Origin of the sequence: Gordonia oleivorans, from assembly GCF_040044975.1 — a bacterium.
Lineage (GTDB): Bacteria > Actinomycetota > Actinomycetes > Mycobacteriales > Mycobacteriaceae > Gordonia > Gordonia oleivorans.
This window is the reverse complement of record NZ_JBDZDI010000014.1, coordinates 119,279-140,067: the sequence shown is the minus strand read 5'-3', so window position 1 is coordinate 140,067 and position 20,789 is coordinate 119,279. Positions and strand designations below refer to the sequence as shown.

Annotated in this window: 16 protein-coding genes and 2 pseudogenes; 6 read left to right on the top strand and 12 right to left on the bottom strand. The window is 68.9% G+C overall.

Annotated features, from left to right (window positions below; translation table 11 throughout):
- Together ABLE92_RS18440 and ABLE92_RS18435 are read right to left on the bottom strand one after the other, a co-directional pair.
- Nucleotides 1-201 (bottom strand): annotated as a pseudogene (locus ABLE92_RS18440) (hypothetical protein); the annotation flags it as partial.
- A 447-nt stretch (nt 202-648) separates the two neighbouring features.
- Nucleotides 649-1,383 (bottom strand): class I SAM-dependent methyltransferase, encoded by a 735-nt coding sequence (locus ABLE92_RS18435; RefSeq protein WP_348806222.1) that lies wholly within the window; start codon nt 1,381-1,383, stop codon nt 649-651.
- Nucleotides 1,384-1,478: 95 nt separating this feature from the next.
- On the opposite strand from ABLE92_RS18435, the gene ABLE92_RS18430 reads away from it, so the two are divergent.
- Entirely contained in the window at nt 1,479-2,615 is a 1,137-nt protein-coding gene (locus ABLE92_RS18430) for a glycosyltransferase family 4 protein (protein ID WP_348806214.1), read from the top strand.
- Here the strand turns inward: ABLE92_RS18430 and ABLE92_RS18425 are convergent.
- A complete protein-coding gene (locus tag ABLE92_RS18425; RefSeq protein ID WP_348806213.1) occupies nt 2,581-4,302 on the bottom strand; it encodes an MmpA family trehalose lipid delivery protein in 1,722 nt (573 codons plus the stop codon). The genes ABLE92_RS18430 and ABLE92_RS18425 overlap by 35 nt on opposite strands.
- Nucleotides 4,303-4,353: 51 nt before the next feature.
- Nucleotides 4,354-5,295 (bottom strand): HpcH/HpaI aldolase/citrate lyase family protein, encoded by a 942-nt coding sequence (locus tag ABLE92_RS18420; protein ID WP_348806212.1) that lies wholly within the window; start codon nt 5,293-5,295, stop codon nt 4,354-4,356.
- A 104-nt stretch (nt 5,296-5,399) separates the two neighbouring features.
- Between ABLE92_RS18420 and ABLE92_RS18415 the strand changes: the two genes are divergently transcribed.
- Nucleotides 5,400-6,680: a lipopolysaccharide biosynthesis protein gene (locus ABLE92_RS18415; RefSeq protein WP_348806211.1), complete on the top strand. Its 1,281-nt coding sequence runs from the start codon at nt 5,400-5,402 to the stop codon at nt 6,678-6,680.
- Nucleotides 6,681-6,687: 7 nt separating this feature from the next.
- Here the strand turns inward: ABLE92_RS18415 and pgfA are convergent, their stop codons facing one another.
- Nucleotides 6,688-7,890 carry a cell envelope lipid trafficking protein PgfA gene (gene pgfA / locus ABLE92_RS18410; protein ID WP_348806210.1) on the bottom strand — a complete coding sequence of 401 codons (1,203 nt, stop codon included), beginning with the start codon at nt 7,888-7,890 and terminating at the stop codon, nt 6,688-6,690.
- 72 nt (nt 7,891-7,962) lie between these two features.
- Here pgfA and ABLE92_RS18405 point away from each other — a divergent pair, with 72 nt between their 5' ends.
- Nucleotides 7,963-9,282, top strand: a complete 1,320-nt coding sequence (locus ABLE92_RS18405; RefSeq protein ID WP_425476155.1) for an acyltransferase family protein — start codon at nt 7,963-7,965, stop codon at nt 9,280-9,282.
- Nucleotides 9,283-10,226: 944 nt separating this feature from the next.
- Here the strand turns inward: ABLE92_RS18405 and ABLE92_RS26210 are convergent.
- The 4 genes and pseudogenes from ABLE92_RS26210 to ABLE92_RS26205 all read right to left on the bottom strand — a co-directional run.
- A pseudogene (locus ABLE92_RS26210) lies at nt 10,227-13,379 on the bottom strand (alpha-(1->3)-arabinofuranosyltransferase); the annotation flags it as partial.
- Between the two features lie 61 nt (nt 13,380-13,440).
- The gene (locus ABLE92_RS18395; protein ID WP_348806209.1) at nt 13,441-13,650 is read right to left on the bottom strand and encodes a DUF2613 domain-containing protein; all 210 of its coding nucleotides are present in this window, start codon (nt 13,648-13,650) and stop codon (nt 13,441-13,443) included.
- A 206-nt stretch (nt 13,651-13,856) separates the two neighbouring features.
- Nucleotides 13,857-14,450, bottom strand: a complete 594-nt coding sequence (locus ABLE92_RS18390; RefSeq protein WP_348806208.1) for a universal stress protein — start codon at nt 14,448-14,450, stop codon at nt 13,857-13,859.
- Between the two features lie 49 nt (nt 14,451-14,499).
- Nucleotides 14,500-14,715: a hypothetical protein gene (locus tag ABLE92_RS26205; RefSeq protein ID WP_496560821.1), complete on the bottom strand. Its 216-nt coding sequence runs from the start codon at nt 14,713-14,715 to the stop codon at nt 14,500-14,502.
- Between the two features lie 10 nt (nt 14,716-14,725).
- Here ABLE92_RS26205 and ABLE92_RS18385 point away from each other — a divergent pair, with 10 nt between their 5' ends.
- Nucleotides 14,726-15,715 (top strand): glycoside hydrolase family 3 N-terminal domain-containing protein, encoded by a 990-nt coding sequence (locus ABLE92_RS18385; protein ID WP_425476153.1) that lies wholly within the window; start codon nt 14,726-14,728, stop codon nt 15,713-15,715.
- 195 nt (nt 15,716-15,910) lie between these two features.
- Nucleotides 15,911-16,522, top strand: a complete 612-nt coding sequence (locus tag ABLE92_RS18380; RefSeq protein ID WP_348806206.1) for a TetR/AcrR family transcriptional regulator — start codon at nt 15,911-15,913, stop codon at nt 16,520-16,522.
- A 6-nt stretch (nt 16,523-16,528) separates the two neighbouring features.
- Here ABLE92_RS18380 and ABLE92_RS18375 read toward each other — a convergent pair whose 3' ends face one another.
- The 3 genes from ABLE92_RS18375 to ABLE92_RS18365 all read right to left on the bottom strand — a co-directional run bounded on the left by ABLE92_RS18375 (nt 16,529) and on the right by ABLE92_RS18365 (nt 19,358).
- The gene (locus ABLE92_RS18375; protein WP_348806205.1) at nt 16,529-16,981 is read right to left on the bottom strand and encodes a nitroreductase family deazaflavin-dependent oxidoreductase; all 453 of its coding nucleotides are present in this window, start codon (nt 16,979-16,981) and stop codon (nt 16,529-16,531) included.
- A gap of 80 nt (nt 16,982-17,061) precedes the next feature.
- Nucleotides 17,062-17,976: a MaoC family dehydratase gene (locus ABLE92_RS18370; protein ID WP_348806203.1), complete on the bottom strand. Its 915-nt coding sequence runs from the start codon at nt 17,974-17,976 to the stop codon at nt 17,062-17,064.
- A complete protein-coding gene (locus ABLE92_RS18365) occupies nt 17,976-19,358 on the bottom strand; it encodes a 3-oxoacyl-ACP reductase (protein ID WP_348806202.1) in 1,383 nt (460 codons plus the stop codon). The genes ABLE92_RS18370 and ABLE92_RS18365 overlap by 1 nt, the downstream gene beginning before the upstream one ends.
- Nucleotides 19,359-19,464: 106 nt before the next feature.
- Between ABLE92_RS18365 and ABLE92_RS18360 the strand changes: the two genes are divergently transcribed.
- Nucleotides 19,465-20,760, top strand: a complete 1,296-nt coding sequence (locus ABLE92_RS18360; protein ID WP_348806201.1) for an acetyl-CoA C-acetyltransferase — start codon at nt 19,465-19,467, stop codon at nt 20,758-20,760.
- Nucleotides 20,761-20,789: the final 29 nt, after the last annotated feature.

Below are 20,789 nucleotides of genomic sequence, written 5' to 3'. Positions count from 1 at the left end.
CTGAAGCTTGCGACCCTCGTTCTCCGCCACGCCGAGGTGATCACATTGTCCGACAAGGATGCTGGCATGGTGATCGACGAGGTTGCGGATGAGCAGGATCGCGTGAAGAGCGTACTTTGCGTCTTCACGGGTGAGGCTGCCGTTGGTGTAGTCGAGCTCCGACAACAAGTCGATGGTGATGTCAAGTTCCCCCGATGTCATGTACACCACAGTACGCCTCGTTGGCGGTCGGCGCAAGGCCCGATTTCTCCAATCCTGTTGCTGTGCATAACTTTTCGTCTGTGGATAACTTGTTGTCGGCGGAGTTTTCTTGTCGGTGGGGTGTGGTATGGGGCGTCGCTTTCGCGGGAGGTGTTGTGGTGGTGACGGTTCCAGCGTCATGTCACCTGGTCTCGACCTCGACAAGCTCGGCCCGGCGGACACGACCCTCCGCTTGCGCTCCGGGTCGGCTCGACCGGCGGGAAGAAGTCGGCTCGACCGGCGGGATGGGGCCGACTCGACCGTAATACGAGCGCTGTCAACGGAATACAGAGCGCTGTCAGTGACGAGGAGAGCGCTGTCAACGGAATCCAAAGCGCTGTCAACGCAGAGCGGGGCGCTGTCAACGGAATGCAGAGCGCTGTCAACGGGTTTCGGGAACCCGCGAGCCTACCGCTTCTGCAGTACCACCACGAGATTCGTGGAGAGGACTTCTCGCAGGGCCGGGACGCGAAGAACCCACCACATCCAGGACGGCAGGTACCGGGGAAACGCGGCGATCAGTGTTGTGGTGTCCGAGCGGGACTCGGCCCAACGCAGACCCTGGGTTGCGGTGACCGCGAACAGTGAAGTGCCGTAGAGGTTCTTGGGTGGATGGCCGTGGCGTCGGGTGTACCAGCGCGCGGCGCGGTGACCACCGGCGTAGTGTGTCAGACCCATCTCGTGGCCGCCGAACGGGCCCCACCACAGGGTGTAGCTGACGATCACGATGCCGCCGGGGCGCGTCACCCGCACCATCTCGTCGCACATCTCCCAGGGGGCGGAGGTGTGTTCGACGACATTCGAGGAGAGGGTCACGTCCATCGACCCATCCGCGAACGGGAGACGCTGCCCGGACGCCCGCACGGTTCCGCGGTGCTCGAGGCCGCCGGCGTGCATCTCCGTCGGGTCGGGTTCGACGGCGAGGTAGTGGGCGCCGCGGGAGTCGAAGGCGTCCGCGAAGTACCCGGGTCCGCCGCCCACGTCGAGGATCACCGCTCCGTCGAGCCCGTCTGGGGTCAGCGCCTCGACCATGTCCGCGGTGTCACGTGCCAGGGAGCCGTAGAAACGGGCCGGGTCGCTCTGCTCGAACCGGAAGTCGTTCAGCAGACCGGCGGCGCGGCGCAGGGTCGCGAGCGTGCGCATGGCCGGGACGGAGCGGGGTCGTCGGGTCTGCCGGGGCACGCGCAGAGATGCTACCGGCGCACTCGACCTGCAGGAACCGGTACCGTGGAAACACGATGACCACACCCACCCACGTCTTGCTGCTCTGCTGGCGCGATACACGCCACCCGCAGGGCGGCGGCAGCGAGACCTACCTCGAGCACGTGGGTGCCGAACTCGTCCGGCGAGGTCACCGGGTCACCTACCTGACCGCGTCGTATCCGGGGGCGGCCCGCGAGGAGTGGTGCGACGGCATGCGATTCCTCCGGGTCGGGGGCCGCATCTCCGTCTACCCGCGCGTCATGGCGATCCTGCTCACGGGCCGCCTGGGTCGTGGTCCCCTCGGCGACGACGCGCCCGATGTCATCGTCGACACCCAGAACGGCGTGCCGTTCTTCGCCTCCGTCGTCGGTGCGGCTCCCACCGTGACGCTGGTGCATCACTGCCATCGTGAGCAGTGGCCGGTCGCCGGACGGCTGCTCGGCCGGCTCGGCTGGTTCATCGAATCCGTGCTCTCGCCACGAGTGCACCGACGCAACCGCTACGTCACCGTGTCGACGCCGTCGGCCGATGAGCTCGTCGCGCTCGGCGTCGACCGTCACCGAATCTCGGTTGTCCACAACGGGATCGACCCGATCCCGGAGGAGTACGCCGACGTCGCGGCACCGAATCCAGCCCGCCTCTGCGTGCTGAGCAGACTCGTCCCGCACAAGCAGGTGGAGGACGCGCTGATCGTCGTCGCCGCGTTGCGTCGCGAACATCCCGACCTGCGCCTCGACGTCATCGGCGACGGCTGGTGGTCGGATCGTCTGCGCGAGAAGGTATCCGAGCTCGGCATCGCCGACGCGGTGACCTTCCACGGGCACGTCGACGACCCCGAGAAGCACCGACTGCTCGCCCGATCGGCGGTGCACCTGATGCCTTCGGCCAAGGAGGGCTGGGGACTGGCCGTGATCGAGGCCGCCCAACATCACACGCCCACCATCGGCTACCGCGCCGCCGGCGGGCTCGCCGAATCGGTCGACGACGGGCTGACCGGACTACTGGTGGACGGCGTCGACGAACTGATCTCCGCCACACGCAAACTCGTCGACGACCCGGATCTGGCACGCAGGCTGGGAGCCGCGGCCGCGGCCAAGGCGCAGGGCTATTCCTGGCAGAAGACCTGCGATGGAATGGTCAGCGTCCTCGACGCTGCGCGCGGATCCCGCTGACCGTCGAATACGCGACCGCCACGGCCCCGCCGATCAGCATGGCCGCCCACATCAGGTGCGCCGACCAGGCCGCCACCCGCGCCGCCTTCGACGCACTCGGCGAGTGCGCTCCCTCGATCCGGAAAAGGGTGAGGGCATCCCCGCGGAACGTCGGCGTCATCAACTCGACTGCGGGTGGCAACGGATCGCCGGACAGGTTGTGTTCCACCAGGACCCAGCCGACCCCCAGGGATCGGAGGCGATCGACGTCACCCGACCGCAACGCCGACTCCACCTCGCCCGCCGCCGGGGTCTGCGGGTCGATCACCCTGCCGTCGACCCGCAACTCTCCGGATTCGACGACCGGTGCACGCAGCATCCGGGAGGCCGGATCCAGCGACGCCCCATCGGCATACGGATAGTGCCGCACCGTTCCCGGCGGCCACAGCGCGACCGCGCCGTCGTCGGGTCCGACGATCGCCGCCACCGCCGACCAGTCCGCCGGATACGTCACCGGCGTCACCCGACCACCGACGCCCCAGGCGAGATCGGGGAGCGGCGCCACCACCAGCAGACCCACCGCCGCGAATGCGAAACCCGCAGGCACATAACGCCGGAGACCACGCACCGTGGCCGCGCACGCCACCGCGAGAAACGGCACCGTCAATGCGAGGAGCTTCTGGCTGTCCCGCAGCAGCCCGCCGCCGGGGACGGCGCCCACCACCCAGCCGAATGCGTCCCGACCGGGCCCGACGGCGGTCACCGACACCACGATCACCACGACCGCGGCCAACCCACCCAACGCGGTCACCAGGCTCCGATCCCGGGCAGCCATGACGGCACGACCCCGCCACAACACCACCGACCCCACCACGATCACCACGAGCAGACACGCCGTGGCCACCGCGGCCCACCACATCGTCCGACTCGTCGGCACCGCGTCGGCATTCCAGATTCCACCCAGCCCCAGGGCCGTGCCGACCGGTCCGAGAAAGGGTTCCGAACGTAGTCCGAAGGCTCGAACCCCCAGCGCGCCATCCGAATCCACGCTCGCACCGCCGACGGCCGTCGCCACCAGCCACGGCAACGCCGAACAGCACCACAGCACCAGATACCCGGGCAGGAGTCGGGGTCGCGTCGCGACGGCGGTGACGATCACGACGATCACCGCCAGCACCGACCCGGTCGGTGTCAGCCCGGCCGCCGCCAGCAACCCACCGAATTGGAGCCACCGCGTCGTCGAACGCGGGCGGTCCGCGACGTCGAGGGCGGCCACGACCAGCCAGCCCAACGCCGCATATCCGGCCAGCAGCGACCAGTGCCCCTGGAGAAGACGTTCGGCGACAAAGGGATTCCACACCCCGATGATCGCCGCCGCGACGGCGCCGGAACGCCCGGCCGCGGGCACCAACCGCAGCGCCAGCCGACCGTAACCGACCGCCGCGGCCACCAATGCGCCGAACAGGACAAGACGCACCACGAGCCCACCATCGACGACCGAACTCGCCAGCGCCACAAACCAATCCTGCGGAACCGCACGCGGTGCCAGATCACCGATGCCGAGCGCGGCGTCGGTGACGAACGACCGCGTGGTCGACACCGCATCCCGATACAGCAGATACCCCGGGCCCAGCGCGGGCCCGAGGATCGTCACGGCTGCCACGACGCCCACCAGATACAGCCAGGGCAGCGACCGCGGACGTGCCACGGACCTCGTCTGGACCGCGGTATCCGTCACGACGACAGACGATTCGGACGCTCAGTAGTGATAGGTGTCCGACGGGGCCGCCGCGTGGCCGGGATCGACCACATAGTCGGATTCGGTCACCGCATAGGCGCGGGCGAGTTCCAGGATCTTGGTGGCACGAGCGATGCGCGGCAGATCCGACCCGTTGCGGATCTCGCCGCCCGACTTCTCGAAATCCTCGAAGAACTCACGCGCCCAACTGATGTCATCCGGCGAGGGTGACAAACCCTCGTTGACAGGGGCGCACTGATCGGGCGTCAGGCAGATCTTGCCGGTCATGCCGAACTCGACGCTGACCGCGGTGGCCTCGGTCAACTTCAGTGCGCCCGACCCGACCGTCGGCCCGTCGATCGCGCTCGGCAGATGAGCGGCCTTGGCGGCGATGGTGAATCGGGACCGGGCGTACGCCAGCGTCAGGGGACTGCCACCGAAACCGGTGTCACGACGGAAGTCGCCGATGCCGAACGCGAGCCGGAAGGTGCCCTTGGCCGTGGCGATCTCGCTGATCCGCTCCAGCCCGCGAGCGGTCTCCACCAGCGCGACGATCGGCACATTCGGCAGGCGTTTGGCGGTCTCGGTGACGTGGTCGACGGACTCGACCATCGCGAGCATCACCCCACCGATCGAGGTCGGCGCCAACGCGTCGAGGTCGTCGGCCCACCACGGGGTGCCGAAACCGTTGATGCGCACCCAGTCACCGGCACCGCCGGGATGATCGTCGGAGGTCTCGCCAAGCCAGCGCACCACGTTCTCCCGGGCGGCCAGTTTGTCCTTCGGGGCGACGGCATCCTCGATGTCGAGGACGACGATGTCGGCGCGCGAGCGGGCGGCCGGCGCGAAGCGCTCGTACTGGGCGCCGTTGACCAGTAGCCAACTGCGGGCGAGAACGGGATCGATACGTGAACCGATGTCGCTCGGGTCGGTCTCCGCGGAGGTGTTCTGCTGGTCGTACATCGTGGCTACTCGTCGCCTTCGGGTCTTGGAACTGCGCAATGATCGCCCACCATCGTTTCACATGTGCCGCGGGGCGCCGGTTCCCGTCGGGCACACTGTTCTGCATGGTGAGTCCGTCCCGGGTGCGTGGCCTCTCGGCCCGTGCGGCGGCCGGGTCGGGCGTCGTGGGCGCACTCGGCTGGGTGGCCGTCGGATCGATGGTCGCCAACGCCGCCGCCTACGTCGTCTACCTCGGTGCCGGCCGGTGGCTGACGCCCGGCGACTACGGACAGTTCGCGCGACTCCTCTCGGCGATGCTGGTTCTCGGTGTGCCCGCGCTGGCGTTGCAGGCGGTGATCGCGCGTGACGTCGTACGTCGAGGACCCACGGGGCACGCCGTCGGGGAGTTCCCGACAGCGCTGCGGTCCCTGACCTGGCGGACGGCCGGATGTGTGGCCGTGCTGGCGGCGATCGGCGTGCCGGTCGTCGCCGCCCTCGCGCACACGGACACCGCCGCGACCGCCGCCGCCCTGGCCACCGCCCCCGTCCTGGTCATCATCGCCGCAGGTCAGGGCGTTCTGCAGGGACGAGGCGAGTTCCGGGCGCTGGCCTGGGTGCTCGGCGCCGTCGGTCTGCTCCGGTCGGTGCCGACGTTGGTGACCTTCGCCCTCGGCGGATCACCGCTCGCCGGACTGCTCGCCGGAACCCTCGGCGCCCTCGCCGCGGCGGCGCTGATCTGGTCGGCGGTCCGATGGGCGGGCGGCCCGGTCGGGGACATCGGAGGCCACCGAGAGGTGGCGCCACCGATCCGCACCGATGCCGACGTGGCCGGGGTGCTGCGTGCCTCGCAGGTGCAACTGGTGCTCGTGGTGGCGATGTCGGTGGATCTGCTGCTGTCCGGGACCGTGCTGAGCGCCGACGACGCCGGCGTGTACGCGCTGGGTGCGGTGGCCACCAAGGCCGCCTTCTGGCTGCCGCAGGCCATCGGCGTCGTGTTCTATCCGCGGTTGGCCGACCCGGCCCGTTCGCGGGAATCGCTGCGGCACGCGGTCGCCGTCGTCGCGGTGATCGGCGCCGCCCTGACCATCGGCGCCGGCGCGGTCGGGCCGCTCGTGCCGATCGTCATCGGCGACGCCTACCGCCCGCTGGTCCCGCTCCTCTGGTTGTTCGCCTACACCGGTTCGGCGATGGCGATCCTGCAGGTGCTGCTGCTCTCCGCGATCGCCGCCGACCGCACCCGCGTCGCGCTGCTCACCTGGGCGGCGGTGCTGATCGAGGCCGTGGTCATCCTCACCGTCGTGCAGTCGGTCCCGGCGCTGGTTCTCACCGCCGCGGTGACGGTGACGGTGGCCGTGGCGGTGACCGGCCGGTTCGTCACCCGGCCGGAACACCGCAGCCGGCAGTGACCTCGCGTCAGCGCCGAACGAACAGCACGATCCCACCGATCATCGCCACGACCCCGAGGACACCGGCCGCGATCGGGACGACGCGACCCCAGATCACCACGGGCGTCCCGAGATCACCCGCGAGATCGGCGAGCCGGTCGCGGGTGTCGCGGTCGTAGGCGAACGTCGCGCTCAGATTGGTCAACCGGAAGTCGGCGAGAGCGGGGTCGGTGAGGCGATAGGCCTGATCGACGGTGATCCGCTGGTCCAGGATGATGCCGGTCGCGTCGTCGACGGCCAGTTCCCACCGCGACGTCTGATGCAGCGTGGCGGTGAGTTCTCGCGCGGGATCCCCGCCGACACCGAACCACGACGCCGGGCGCGTGATCCGGGTGGCCGGGATGCCGTCGGGCAGGCCGGCGTGCACGGCGTCGAGGTCGGTGTCGTCGACGTCGGCGACGAAGCGGGTCGCGCTGCGGCCTGAGACCTGGGTCTCGCCCTGCGCGGTCAGCGGCACCGATCGTCGGGTGGTCGGGTCGAAGAAGGTGCCTGCGGTGTCACTCACCCCGAAGGGCAGCACATACGTGTATCCGTGCCGGTCGGGGGTGGCGACCGGGGCGGCGGTGCTGTCGTACTGGACCTCCGAGCTGCCCTGATCCGGCTGGGCGGAGCGCCGGTCGAGCGTCACACGATCCCGGATCGCCGACAGCGTCGGATCGGTACACGCCGGGCGCCCCTGTGCCGGGGCCTGCTCGGAGCCGGCACGTGCGGCGTCGGCGTCGGTGATTCGGCCGTCCAGCCAGATGCGGTCGGCCTGCACCGATGTCCCCGCCTGCAGCGTCACGACGTCCCGGTCCGACGGCTGCACCGCGACCACGCGTTGCTGACGGACCAGCGTCGCATCCAGCGTGCGGGCCGTCGGCGTGTTGAGCGAACACCGATCGAGGATCGTCGCCGACGGGACGGGGCCGTCACCGCCCGCCGGCGCGTCGGCGGCGGGGACGCTGGTGGCGACGGTGGTGATGTCGGTGGACAGCGGGATCTGCCGGAGCTGCCCGACCAGTAGCGTGGGCAAGGCGATCGCCGCCGCGAGCAGGAATCCGCCGACGAAGATGAGGGTGGGCCCGATCAGATCACGGGTCGACCATCGGTGCGAACCCGCCGGGTGCACCGCCCGTTCGGCGTGGTCCTCGGCCGTCGTCGACGGGTCGGGTGATGGCGTCGACGACATACCGGCGAGGGTACTGATGAGGCCCGGGGCCGGGAGATACGGATCGCCGGTCGCCGCCGGTAACCTGGTGCGATGTCTGACGGTGCCCGGGTCCACGACGGTGCCGGCGCCGGTGCGGAGACCGTGACCGCCGTCGCCGCCCCCGAATACCGACGGTTCTTCCCGCAACTCGAGGGGATGCGGGCCGTCGCCGCGCTGGGTGTGCTGACCACCCACGTCGCATTTCAGACCGGCGCGGTGCGCCTGCCGGTGATCGGTCCGATCCTCGGTCGCCTCGACCTCGCGGTGGCGTTGTTCTTCGCCCTCTCGGGTTTCCTGCTGTGGCGCAACTGGGTCGCCGCCGCACACGGCGCCGCGCTCACCCCGTCGGTGCGCCGCTACCTCCGCCACCGCGTCGTCCGCATCTGGCCCGCATATGTGGTCGTCGTGATCGTGGTGCTGACGTTGCTGCCCGAGGCCCGCGGCGCCGACCTCACGGTGTGGCTGGCCAACCTCACCCTCACCCAGGTGTACGTGCCGCTGTCGTTGACCGCCGGGATGACGCAGATGTGGAGTCTGTCGGTGGAGGTGAGTTTTTATCTGCTGCTGCCGATCCTCGGTCTGGCACTGATGCGGCTGCGCGGCCGCCGCAGTGGCGCGCGCCTGCCGGTCCTGTGCGCCCTGGGGCTGCTGAGCCTCGGCTGGGCGTGGGCGGTCGAGGCGCTGGCGCTGCCCGACGGGGTGGAACCCACCAACTGGGTGATCGGGCACCTGCCGTGGTTCGCCGCCGGGCTGATCCTGGCCGAGGTCACCGGCGCCGACGACCTCGGCGGCACGACGGGGCTGTCCCGCCGGATCAGTGCACTCGGATCGCGGCGCATCCTGATGCTGGCGTTGCTGGTGGTGGCCTACGGGCTGGCGTGCACGCCGCTGGCCGGGCCGACCGGCCTCGGTGATCTCGCGCCGTGGCAGTTCGCCGTCAAGATGGTCCTGGGGGCGGCGTGCGGATTCGCGATCCTCGCACCGTTGGTGTGTGAGGCCCCGTCGGGGCGCACGCCGGCGGTGCGTCGACGCTTCCGATTCCTGACCGCACCGATGATGCTGGCGTTGGGACGCTGGTCCTACGGCATCTTCATCTGGCACGTGGCGGTGCTCGCGGTGGTGTTCGGGCTGTTCGGCATCGTGCCGTTCTCCGGCGACACCCTCCTGGTCTGGTGCCTCACCGTGGTGCTGTCGGTCGGGATCTCGGCCGTCAGCTACGCCTTCGTCGAAGAACCCGCCCGAGACTGGTTGCGCCGCCGCGAGAGTGCCCGCAGACGAGCACCGATCGAATCGACGCGGGCGTCGGCGGGTACGGCCGAGACCACCGCGGAGGCCATCACCAACGACACCGCGACCAACGCCGGCAGCTGAACCCACCACCCGAAACCGTGATAGCCGGTGGGTGAATGCCATGGGCCCGAAGCCAATCCGACGGTGGCGGCCATCATCGCGACGACGGTGCCGCCGACCACCGCACCGGGACGCGTGAGCACGACGACCACCTCGGCGAGGGCGGCGACCAGCACACCCCACCACCCGGCCAGAATCCAGGACGCACCAAGCCAACTCAGCGCACCGAGTACTGCGGCCGGCCAGGTGCCCGGCATTGCCGCATCCCCTGCGATATCCGCGGTCGCATCGCGCGCCGACGGATCGCCACGCCGTCGCCACACCATCGCGACCACCAGAAGTGCTGCCAGCAGCGCGAATCCGACGACCAGAGACCACCGGTACAGGCTGTCGTAGCGGAACGACAGGGTGACGGTACCCGACGCGCCGGCCGGCACGATCCAACCCTGCTGCCAGCCGTCGACGACGATCGGTGTGAGTGTCCGACCGTCGAGCTGAGCCACCCAGCCCGGATTGGTGCTCTCCGGCACCCGCAGAACACGTTGAGTGGACGCGGAATTCAGCACGATCGACCGTGCCGTCGCCTGCCACTGGGTCACCTCGGGTTCGGTGACCTCGGGCCGCTGCCCCGATCGGGCAGGCGTGGTGGCCGAGCGGCCGAGCCACACGGTCGCCACCGAGAACGCCGCCCCCGGGTTGGCGGAGAGCTCCTGTTCACCGGAACCCAGGCGCACCGGCGTCTGGGCGCACGGTCGGGCGATCACCGGGTCGCCGGCACGCAGCGCGGCGGCAGTGGTGTGCACCGACATCGGAATCACCTGGCCCGACACCGTGATCCCGACGCCGGCGTCGCAGCCGATGTCGATCGGCCGGTTGGTAGCGGTCGAATTCATCAAGGCAGCACCGGGATTGATCTCGACCTCGGCGATGCCGACCGGTGCCGGGCTCGAGAACCCGAGGCTGTTGACGTCGAGGATGTCGGTGCGTTTCTCGATGCGGATCGAGATACGGTCGGTGACCGCCGGGCGCAGCCGCACCACGCCGTCGGCGCCGACCCGGACCCGCTGCGGGCCGGTACCGAGATCCACCGTGATCTCCGTCGGCGCCGCCGGATAATCGGCGGGTCGCACGATGCGCAGCGACGAAACATCCTGCGGGGCAGGAAGAGTGAGGGTGAGGGTGGGTCGATCACGTTTCTTCTCGGGTTCCGCGGCGGTCCACACGGTACCCGGATCGCCGTCGACGGCGGCCTGCGCCGAACCCCGCGGATCGTTGACCTCGGAGGCCCCCGACGCCCGGATGGTGCCGGCCGCTGTGAGCAGCGCGTCCAGGGCGTTACCCGGCCGGGGACGCAGCACCATCACCGGCGCCACATCGACCGGATTCGGCACCGACAGTGCCCGCGTCAGCACGGCCGGTGTCTCCGGGGACACACCCAGGTCCGGCGAGCACCGCACCAGGTGTGTCGCATCCTCGCGGTCCTGTGCCACGCATGCCGACCGTCCCGGGAGTTCCTGTGTGAGAAGCCAACCCGTGACATCCGTGTCGGCCGGAACCTCCGGCAGCACCACCCGGTGCCGGATAGAATGCGGCAGGCCGGAGGCCAGATCGAGGACGCCGACCTCACCGAGTGCGAACTGGTTGCCGGCAGTGCCGTCATCGGTCGAGGCCGCACGGATCTGCACCCACCGGGTGGGGCCGCTCGGTGCGGTGACCGTCACCTCCTCGCCCGGTTCCAGCCCCGAGGCGACCGTGGAGCCGGACTCGGTGGTCACCACCACCGACGTCACATCCGGGCCGAGCGCCTTCGCGGTGGTGATGCGCAGCGCGAGATCGGTTCGCGCAGTGGCGAAATCGAGTCGCATCCACTGGCCGACCGCCGACGTCAAACCACCCGACACCCAGGCGGTCCCGGCGTCGGAGTCGAAGGCGGCGGCCGCGGAACTGGCCGGTGACGTCCGACCCGGCTGGGTGGCGTCGGCGGCCGACGACGACGTCGTCACCCGCACCTGATCCGGTTGATTGTCGAAAAGCCACTGCCCGCGGGTCAGCGGCTGCCCGTCCACCGGGTAGTCGGGCGCGGCGTTCTGGGTCCGACGCGGATCACCCGCGGCACGAATGGCCGAACTGTGATCGTCGACGCGGCCGAAGTCGACCTCGCGATCGGCGGGAGTGTCGGTGATGATCACCGGGCCACGCGGCACACCGGCCCGTTCGGCATCGGCCTCCAACAGCACCGGACCCAACGGTGCCTCACCCAGACGGGCGCGCAGATCATTCAGCACCGCAATCGATTCCGGTCCTCCGGCGATCCGTGGCATCGCGTCGGTGTCGGTCAGCGTCGGGCCGGTGCCGGTGATCGGGGTGACCTGGTAGATCGTGATCGCCCGCATCGGCGGCAGCAGGCCGCCGTCGCGCACCACGCCGTCGACCGTCGGCGGACTCACCATCGGCCCGAACTCCGCCGCGCGCGCCAGACCCGGCGAACCGTCGAGGGCGTGGCGTGCGAGCAGCGGCCGCGCCGACCGCGACGTGTCCGGATTCAGGTCGGCGCGCAACACCACGTAGGCGATGCCCTGCCCGGCCAGTGTCGCCGCCAACCCCGGTGAGGCACGCCCGTCGGCGAGATCGCGCTGCACCGAATCGAGGGCCCGGATGGCACCCGGCGGCGTCAACGGAATCGCGTCCCGCACCGCCCACGGCGTCTGCGCCAGCGGCTGAATCGGCTCATCACGGGTCAGGCCCCACAGCTGATCGGCCGACGGAGCGCCCGGCACCACCAACGCCCGCCGGTCGGTGCCGTCCGCGGACGCACCGTGCTCCTCCAGCCAGGTCGCCGTCTGCTGCCAATAGTTCGGAATCGCCCGGTAGGCGCCCTCCGGTGCGAGGCTGCCGGTCCACATCAGCGAACCGGCGCCGATCAGCGCGACCACGACGGCCACCGCGGCGGCCACCGCCTTCGAACGCTGCGGATTCGCGAACGCCGACAACGACTCCCGCACCCCGACCGCTCCCGGCAACGGAACCCGCGCCAGCAGATGCGCGACACCCAGCACCAGCGGCAGACGCACGAACGGCTCGAACTTGTGGATGTTGCGCAGGAAGGCTCCGGGGCCGTCGAGGAAGACCCGCACAGGCTCCGCGATCGGGGAACCGAGTCCACCGGCGTATCCCGCACACATCAGCACCAGGCCGATACCGAGCACGATCACCCAGCGACGTCGAAACGGCATGTGCCGCATGCACAATCCGGCCAGCCCGGCGGCCGCGAGGGTACCCGTGGCCAGCACCGCGGCCGGCTGCGTCACCAGCACCGCGCCGGCCACCCGCTCATCGGAGACGAACGGCGTCCACGAACTCGTCCCCCGCAACACCTCGGTCAGCGACGTCCACTCGGTGGTCACCCGTGACGACTCGATGAAGTCGAGGAACGGCGGTGACACCCGCGACAGGATCAGCAACGGCACGATCCACCACGCGCAGGCGCACACGCACGCCAGCGCCCACGCAGTGCCGAACCGCGCCCATCGGCGGACATCGGTGCGCGCACACAAACAGAACCACACCACCGCCACGCCCACGGCGGCGAGCGTCGCCACCGCGTTGACCGCCCCCATCAACGCCGCCGCCACCGCCGACACCACGGCATGCCGCCACACCGGCACACCATCCCGATGGTCCAGCGCGCGGATCACCGGGACCAGCACCCACGGCGCGAGCATCATCGGCAACGTCTCCGACGAGATCGACCCCAACGTCGTCAGCACCCGCGGACTCAGCACGAAGATCACCCCGGCCAGCACCCGGGACGCCGACGAACCCACCCCGATCGCCTCGGCCAGCCGAACCACCCCGACAAAGCCGACGACCAGCAGCAACGCCCACCACAGACGCTGCGTCACCCACGGCGGCAGATGCGCCAGATCACCGAGAGCGAAGAACGCGCCATGCGGGAAGAAATAGCCGTACGCCTGATTCTGCACCTGACCCATCGGGGCCTGCGGCGTCCACAGATGAGTCGCACGGCCCAGAAAGCCCAGCGGATCGGCAGTGAGATCGAGTTTGGTGTCGGCCGCAATCAGACCCGGCGACTGCAGAAACGAGAACAGCAGGGCCACCACCGCGGCCACACCGATCCCACGACGCCCCAACCGGTCACCCACCGCGATCGGCTACCACTCACTGATTGGCGCCGGCGCCACCCCGGGATCCGTAATCCACCGAACCCTGCACAAAACCACTATTCGGGTTGACGTTGTTCAGATCCGTCGACGGACTCGTCTCCGCCGCCAACAACCCACCGAGGAACACCGCACCCAAACCGACCAGAATGCCGGCGACGGCCACTCCCACGGAGATCGCTCCGGCGGCCAGGCGGTTATTGCGCATGATCACGAAAGTACCAGTGTTCAATGGCGCTCTGCTATTGGCGCCGCCTCCGGCGACGCGGCGTGTGTGCGCCCACCTGCACCGCTCTTCGTCGTCAGCAGCGCCGCTCGCTTCGCTCGCTGGCTGCTTCCTCCTGCATCGCGGCGCGGCGCACACACGGTGCTTGTTGGCGATCGCTCCGCGGATATTCGACGGCCGCGTACCAGTCAGGGCATCACTGGCGGTTGCTTGTCGCAGGTGGCGGGCACCACGAACACCGGCCGATGACAATGCTTCAGAACACGCCCTGCGACACTCGAACGCAGCAACGCCTTGAGGCCCGAGTCGCCGCGGGTGCCGGTGACCAGCAGGTCCACGTCGAGGGTGTCGGCCGCCGACACGAGCGCGCCCCACACGGTGGACTCGACCTCGACGAGGGTTCCGTGTGCCTCGAGTCCCGCCCGCCGGGCCATCTCCACCCCGAGAGCGTTGACCCGCGCGGCCTCGTCCCGCACCGCGTCGTCGACATCCATCTCCAGCGGCGTGGTGTCGACGAACGGCTGAATACCGGCCGACAGGCTCGACAGACGGGCCGGATTGAGGGTTCCCGGCTGCCACGCGGTGACGACGTGCGCCACCGAGGCCTTGAGGAAATGTCCCGCATAGGAGATCGCCCGCTCGGAATTGGCGCCGCCGTCGAAGGCGATCATCACCGATTGGGATGTGGCGGGCGGTGAGGTGGCGGCCTCGGCGCTCTCGTCGGGCCGGCCCGTGCCGGAATCGGCGGGGCCGTGGCCGTCGGAAATGGACCGCGCGTCCATGGGCCAAGCGTACATGCCAGACTCGTGCCATGGGCTCTGGTCAACGACCTCACCGACGTCGTGTTCGCCGCTTTCGCGAGTTGATGTGCCTGCTCGCCGTCACCGCGACCGCCGGGATGACGATCGCCGCATGTGACACCGACTCCGATTCGACCGCCGCCGGCTCGTCCTCGACGACCGCGACCGAGTCGTCGTCGGCGTACTCGTCGAGTTCGGCGTCCGCGGCGCCCACCTCGATCGTCCCCGTCGGATGCGGATCCGACATCGTCGCCGGGATGACGCTGCGTCAGAAACTCGGCCAGTCGATCGTCGTCGGCGTGACCGGCACCGAGGACGCCTACTCACTGGTGTCCAACGAGCCCGTCGGCGGCATCTTCATCGGCAGCTGGACCGACAAGTCGATCCTCACCAACCCGGCCAACCTGAAACGGATCAACGACGCATCGCGGATCCCGCTGATGGTCACCGTCGACCAGGAGGGTGGCCGGGTGTCGCGGCTGTCGTCACTCGGCATCGACTCGCCCTCGGCGCGCGAGCTCGCCGCGTCGCAGACCCCCGAGCAGGTCCGAGAGCTCGCCGCCCGGATCGGTCGCCAGCTCAAGGCGAAGGGCATCACCGTCGACTTCGCCCCCGACGTCGATGTCAGCGACGAGAGCGACGACGAGGTGATCGGCGATCGTTCGTTCTCCAATGATCCGGAGACGGTGACGACCTACGGTCAGGCCTTCGCCGAAGGGCTCGAATCCGCCGGAATCATGCCGGTGTACAAGCACTTTCCCGGCCACGGCCACGGCTCCGGCGACTCCCACCTCGGTGTGGTGCGCACCCCGCCGCTGTCGCAACTCGAGACCAGCGACCTCGTCCCGTACAAGACGCTGCTGCAGAATCCGGGCAACGCCGGAGTGATGGTGGGGCATCTCATCGTTCCCGGACTGACGGTGGGTGACACCCCCGCGAGCCTGAGCGCCAAGGCGATCGGCATGCTGCGGACCGGACAGCCCTACGGCGGTCCGCCGTTCAACGGCGTCGTGTTCTCCGACGACCTGTCCGGCATGGGCGCCATCAACCAGCAATTCCCGATCAATGTCGCAGTGCAACGTTTCCTCGTGGCCGGTGGCGACATCGCGCTCTGGATCACCACCGACGCGGTTCCGAGCGTGCTCGATCACCTCGAGGCCGCGGTGAAATCCGGACGTCTTCCCGAGCAGAAGGTCAACGCATCGGTCGTGCGGATCCTGCGGGCCAAGGGGCAGCTGACCTGCTGAGAAGCCGTCGGGCCGACGTCGTGGTCGGATGCCGGCCGGGGTGCCCCCGGTGCCCAACCCGCATGCACCTATGCTGTTACGGGTTGTGGAATTGGGCACCCGAGAGCGGGATGCCGGTCACACGTGATCTTACCGAGCGGTAAGATGGTTCGATCCGCCGTTCGGGTGGTGTGATCGAAGTGAGGGGTGACCAGCATGGCCGGCGGTACCAAGCGGCTGCCACGCGCGGTACGCGAACAGCAGATGCTCGACGCCGCGGTGACGGTGTTCGCGGAGAACGGTTATCGCGACACGTCGATGGATTCCATCGCGGCGCACGCGCAGATCAGCAAACCGATGCTGTACCTCTACTACGGCTCCAAGGAAGAGCTGTTCAGTGCGTGTATCGCCCGCGAATCCGGACGCTTCATCGACGCGATGTCCGCTGGCTTCGACCCCAAGCTGCGGCAAAGCGAACAGGCCCGCACCGTGGTCCGCGAATTCCTCCGATTCGTCGACCAGCACCGCGAATCCTGGCGCGTCCTCTACCGCGTGGCCGTCGGCAGCGCGACCTTCGCCGACACGGTCAGCACCAGTCGCCGTCAGGTCGTCGAGATGGTCGCCGAACTGATCCGCCGCGGTACCACCGTCGAGGGTGCCAAGGACATCGACTTCGAACTCACCGCCGTCGCGCTGGTCGGCGCGGGCGAGGCCGTCGCCGACCGGATGAGTGAAGGCGACGTCGACCTCGAGACCGCCACCGATCTGCTGGTCGGCATCACCTGGCGCGGCCTCAAGGGCGTCGGCGTGCACACACCGTTGCAGTGAGTCCGATCAGTTCTTCTCGGTGAGGCGGATGATCGGCAGCACGCGGTCGGTCTTGTCCTGATAGCCCGCGAACCGCGGGTTGTCGCCGATGACCTTCCAGGCGAGTGCGCGTTCCTCGCCGGTGAGTTGCTCGGCATCCACCGCAACGGTGCGGCCGTCGACCTCGATGCGGATCCGGTCCGGATTCCGCCGAATGTTGTGATACCAGCCGGGGTTTCCGGTGGCGCCCGCGGCCGATGCGATGATCAGCCACCCGCCGCTGCCGTCGTCGAACCAGCTCAACGGGTTGGTGCGTTCCTTGCCGGTCTTGGCGCCGACGGTGGTCAGGATCAGTGCCTTGCTGCCGCCGAGCTCGCCCGTCTTCCGGATTCGTTTGCCCACTACGAAATTCATCAGCCGGAACAGCGGGCCGGTCGGTTGGCGGCGGCCCCGGGTTCCGCGTGTGGTGTCAAAATTCATTGTGTCCCATGACTCTCGAGTGCTTCTGGGGGTGAACACCGCGTGCCGACACCTCCCGTGTGTCGGCACGCGGCGACCCCTCACTCGTGCCGCGTCGTCGCGGTCAGATGTGGATATCCCTTGCGCCGGTTGAGGATCGACAGATCGAAGTTGCCCGGCAGGCTCTGTCCGCTGCCCGCGCCGGCGCCGTCGAGGCGGTGGACATAGAGATTCACCTTGGCGGGCAACAGAATTGGCCTACCCCAGCGCACCGAATAGGTGACCTCGTCGGGCAGCTGTGCCTCCACGTTGGCGACTGCGGCTGCGGCACTCCACATTCCGTGTGCGATCGCCTTCGGGAACCCGAACGCCTTGGCCGTGAGATCGCCCATATGGATCGGGTTGCGATCACCGGAGGCGGCCGCGTATTCGCGGATCTTGCCGAGATCCACCGACAGCACCGCATCCGGCGGGGGTGGCGCCTGCTCCCGGGGTGCCGGTCCACGTGGCTCGTCGGACAGGCTGGTGCGCTGCTGCTTGAGGAACGTCGCGTCCTGCCGGGTCACCAGTTCGGAGCCGACGCTGATCTCCGAGATCATGTCGACGAGAAGGCCTTTGCGATGCTCGCGCAGGTTCTCCGCGTGGTTCTCGATGGTGAGCGGCTCGTCGATACCGATCGGGCGCAGCCGGTGGATGCTGTTCTCCAGATGCACCGAACCGACTGCGCCGAACGGGAAGTCGCCGTCGGTCATGATCTTCATGGCGAGTGGGAACTGCAGCACGAACGGGTAGGTGATCGGCAGGGTCGGCCCGAACTGCTGGCCGGTGGCCCGCGTGTAGGCGAGCAGGCGCTCGGCGTCGACGCGGACGTTCTCGAGCCGGTAGCGGCGATCGGGCAGTGGTGTGTCGGGACGTACCGACCCGGATTTCCCGATCACCGGGAGCATCGCGGTCACGGCCTTGGAATAGATGTCGGCGGTCGACGGCGCCGCAGGTAACGTGATGGTCTTGGTCATCACGCCCCCAGGAAGCCCTGGCCGCACACCCGCACCACGTTGCCGGTGATGGCGTTGCTGGCCGGATTGGCAAAGTAGGCAACGGTTTCGGCGACGTCGACGGTCTGTCCACCCTGCTGCAGCGAGCTCATCAGACGGCCCGCCTCGCGGGTGGCGAGAGGAATCGCCGCGGTCATCTTGGTCTCGATGAAGCCCGGTGCGACGGCGTTGATGGTGATGCCCTTCTCGCCGAGGATCGACTTGTAGGCATCGACCAGGCCGATGACGCCGGCCTTGGAGGCGCCGTAGTTGGTCTGCCCACGGTTGCCCGCGATGCCGGCGATCGAGGAGACGTCGATGACGGCACCGCCCTCGCGGATCGCGTTCTTGGCGACCAGCGCATTGACGAGCTGTTGCGGCGCAATGAGATTGACCGAGATCACCGAATTCCAGCGGGCGTCGTCCATGTTGGCGAGCAGCTTGTCGCGGGTGATGCCGGCGTTGTTGACGATGATGTCGATGCCGCCGTGGCGTTCCAGGGCGTGCTCGGCCAGCTTCTCGCCGGCGTCGGGGGCGCTGACGTCGAGCGGGAACGAGGTGCCGCCGACCTTGTTGGCGGTCTGGGCGAGGGCCTCACCGGCCGCGGGGATGTCGGCGCAGATGACGTGGGCGCCGTCGCGGGAGAGGACCTCGGCGATCGTCGCACCGATACCGCGGGCGGCACCGGTGACCACGGCCACCTTGCCGTCGAGGGGCCTGTCCCAGTTCGCCGGGGCGGTGGAGTCGGCCGCGCCGACGCGGATCACCTGGGCGTCGACGAACGCCGACTTCGCCGACAGCACGAAACGCAGCGTCGACTCGAGTCCGGTGAGGCCGGTCTTGGCGTCGGGGGAGACGTAGACCAGCTGCACGGTGGAGCCCTTGAGCAGTTCCTTGCCGAGCGAGCGGGTGAATCCCTCGAGGGCGCGCTGGGCGACGTGCTCGTCGGGATCGGTGATCAGTTCCGGGGTGGTGCCGATGACCAGGAAGCGGGCGCAGGCGGCGGTCGAACGCATCGCGGGCTGGAAGAACTGGAAGAGCTGCTCGAGTTCGGCGGGGGAGGTGATGCCGGTGGCGTCGAACACCAGGGCGCCGTACTTGTCGGCGCTGCGGCCGGTGGTGGCGTTCTCGATCAGGGTGTAATCGGGGTCCGCGAGCAGTTCGCGGAGCGGTTCGATCAGGCGTCCCTGCCCGCCGAGCAGCACTGGGCCGGGCAGCGGCGGCTCGGAGGCCTTGTACCGGCGAAGTGCCGGCGGAACGGGCAATCCCGCCTGTTTGGCGATGAACGCGCCGGGTCCGGAGTGAACGAAGCTCGAGTACAGGCCGGTGTTCGCCACGTGAATCTCCTTCAGATCTGTGTGCATGGCTCGATGTGATCGGGGACGCTCGGAGTGGAGTGCCGTTCGACATCTAACTTACTCTGGAGTAAGAATACGCTATAGGTACCAACCAACACCTGGGAGATCTCTCGTGGCCTACACACCCAAGACCCGTGCCGAGCGTCCGGTGGCGATCCTCGGCGGCAACCGCATTCCGTTCGCACGCCAGGACAAGACGTACGCCAAGGTCAGCAACCAAGATATGTTCACCACGGCCCTCGACGGCCTGGTCAGCCGATTCGGCCTGCAGGGTGAACGGCTCGGCATGGTGGCCGGCGGAGCGGTGCTCAAACACTCGCGTGATTTCAATCTCATCCGCGAATGCGTCCTCGGGTCGGCGCTGTCGCCGTACACCCCGGCCTTTGACATCCAGCAGGCCTGCGGCACCGGCCTGCAGGCCATCACCACCGTCGCCGACGGCATTGCCCGCGGCCGCTACGACGTCGCTGTCGGCGGTGGCGTCGACACCACCTCCGACGCCCCCATCGGGATCTCCGAGGGCATGCGCCGCCAGCTGCTCGAGGTGAACCGCGCCCGCTCGACGCAGGAACAGATCCTCGGCGTGCTCAAGGTGCTGCCCAAGCTCGGCATCGAGATCCCGCGCAACGGCGAACCCCGCACCGGCATGTCGATGGGCGAGCACGCGGCGATCACCGCCAAGGAATTCGGCATCAAGCGCGCCGACCAGGACGCCCTGGCCGCCGCCAGCCACCAGAAGATGGCCGCCGCCTACGACTCGGGGTTCTTCGACGACCTGATCACGCCCTTCCTCGGCCTGACCCGTGACGCGAACCTGCGTGGCGACTCGACGGTGGAGAAGCTCGCCAAGCTCAAGCCGGTCTTCGGTGTCTCCCTCGGCGACGCGACCATGACCGCGGGCAACTCCACCCCGCTCACCGACGGCGCGTCGACGGTGCTGCTGTCCAGCGACGAGTGGGCGCAGGAGAAGGGCATCGGCGTTCTCGCCTACTTCGTAGACTCCGAGACCGCCGCCGTCGACTACGTCAACGGGCCCGACGGCCTGCTGATGGCGCCGACCTACGCGGTACCGCGACTGCTCGAGCGCAACGGACTGACCCTGCAGGACTTCGACTTCTACGAGATCCATGAGGCCTTCGCCTCCGTCGTGCTCGCGACGCTGCAGGCGTGGGAGTCCGAGGAGTACTGCAAGGAGCGCCTCGGCCTGGATTCGGCCCTCGGCCCGATCGACCGCAGCAAGCTCAACGTCAACGGTTCGTCGCTCGCCGCCGGACATCCGTTCGCCGCCACCGGTGGCCGCATCGTCGCCCAGGCCGCGAAGCAGATCAAGGAGAACGGCGGGGGCCGTGCGCTCATCTCCATCTGCGCTGCCGGCGGCCAGGGTGTCACCGCGATCATCGAAGGCTGACCTTCAACCCGACCATCAACAAAAAACTG

What these genes read in the sequence shown, in the direction of transcription:
- ABLE92_RS18435 (WP_348806222.1), bottom strand. Translation starts at nt 1,383, where the DNA reads ATGCGCACGCTCGCGACCCTGCGCCGCGCCGCCGGTCTGCTGAACGAC.
- ABLE92_RS18385 (WP_425476153.1), top strand. Translation starts at nt 14,726, where the DNA reads ATGACGCTGCGTCAGAAACTCGGCCAGTCGATCGTCGTCGGCGTGACC.
- ABLE92_RS18370 (WP_348806203.1), bottom strand. Translation starts at nt 17,976, where the DNA reads ATGACCAAGACCATCACGTTACCTGCGGCGCCGTCGACCGCCGACATC.
- ABLE92_RS26205 (WP_496560821.1), bottom strand. Translation starts at nt 14,715, where the DNA reads ATGTCGGATCCGCATCCGACGGGGACGATCGAGGTGGGCGCCGCGGAC.
- ABLE92_RS18390 (WP_348806208.1), bottom strand. Translation starts at nt 14,450, where the DNA reads ATGGACGCGCGGTCCATTTCCGACGGCCACGGCCCCGCCGATTCCGGC.
- ABLE92_RS18415 (WP_348806211.1), top strand. Translation starts at nt 5,400, where the DNA reads ATGGTGAGTCCGTCCCGGGTGCGTGGCCTCTCGGCCCGTGCGGCGGCC.
- pgfA (WP_348806210.1), bottom strand. Translation starts at nt 7,890, where the DNA reads ATGTCGTCGACGCCATCACCCGACCCGTCGACGACGGCCGAGGACCAC.
- ABLE92_RS18395 (WP_348806209.1), bottom strand. Translation starts at nt 13,650, where the DNA reads ATGCGCAATAACCGCCTGGCCGCCGGAGCGATCTCCGTGGGAGTGGCC.
- ABLE92_RS18405 (WP_425476155.1), top strand. Translation starts at nt 7,963, where the DNA reads ATGTCTGACGGTGCCCGGGTCCACGACGGTGCCGGCGCCGGTGCGGAG.
- ABLE92_RS18420 (WP_348806212.1), bottom strand. Translation starts at nt 5,295, where the DNA reads ATGTACGACCAGCAGAACACCTCCGCGGAGACCGACCCGAGCGACATC.
- ABLE92_RS18430 (WP_348806214.1), top strand. Translation starts at nt 1,479, where the DNA reads ATGACCACACCCACCCACGTCTTGCTGCTCTGCTGGCGCGATACACGC.
- ABLE92_RS18380 (WP_348806206.1), top strand. Translation starts at nt 15,911, where the DNA reads ATGGCCGGCGGTACCAAGCGGCTGCCACGCGCGGTACGCGAACAGCAG.
- ABLE92_RS18375 (WP_348806205.1), bottom strand. Translation starts at nt 16,981, where the DNA reads ATGAATTTTGACACCACACGCGGAACCCGGGGCCGCCGCCAACCGACC.
- ABLE92_RS18365 (WP_348806202.1), bottom strand. Translation starts at nt 19,358, where the DNA reads ATGCACACAGATCTGAAGGAGATTCACGTGGCGAACACCGGCCTGTAC.